This is a genomic window from Nocardia noduli, from assembly GCF_019038455.1.
Lineage (GTDB): Bacteria > Actinomycetota > Actinomycetes > Mycobacteriales > Mycobacteriaceae > Nocardia > Nocardia noduli.
The window spans coordinates 1-598 of record NZ_JAFMPL010000260.1 but is presented as its reverse complement, the minus strand read 5'-3'; the positions used below and the strand labels follow the sequence as shown (position 1 = coordinate 598).

Below are 598 nucleotides of genomic sequence, written 5' to 3'. Positions count from 1 at the left end.
CTCAGCCCAATCTTCCACGGCTAGCATCCCTTCGTCCTCCCTGACTCGGTGAGAGCCAGGGTGACCGACCAAGGGGGTCAGTTTTCAGATGCCACGCGGGGGTCAGTATTCACGTTCTGCCGACACATGGGTGTTTCACGCAATAGTCCCGCGTGGGACATCCATGAGACAGTTGATTTACTCAGCCGGAGTCCGCTGGTGACGGGGCCCTCATAGATCGGTCCAGGTGAGCTAGCCCAGGCTCGGGGACGCAATTCACCGGAAGTGTCGCCCTCTCCATCGCCGCTCGTACCGAACTCCTCGACCGATCAATCCGACATCCATCGAAAAGTTTCGGGCTCCTGATCGATTCGTGCCGCACGGGGGCGTGGCTCATTGCGGGCCTGCCTCGCAGGTTCTCCTCGACATTTGACCTGGACCGTTCCTGTCCTCGACGGAGCAATCGCTGCCCTTCTCCACGACCTCGGCCTGGTCGAGGAGTTCGACAACCACAGCCTCTCGTTCGAGGTTGCCGGGGGCCACCTGGCGTGGGTCTTCGGCGCCGCTGTCGGCTGGCCCGTCCAACGACGAGTACGAGTATCCGAGGTGGTCGTCCGTC

Annotated in this window: 1 pseudogene; it reads left to right on the top strand. The window is 62.0% G+C overall.

What is annotated here, in order from left to right:
* Positions 1 to 408 precede the first annotated feature (408 nt).
* A pseudogene (locus JZ792_RS41275) lies at positions 409 to 598 on the top strand (hypothetical protein); the annotation flags it as partial.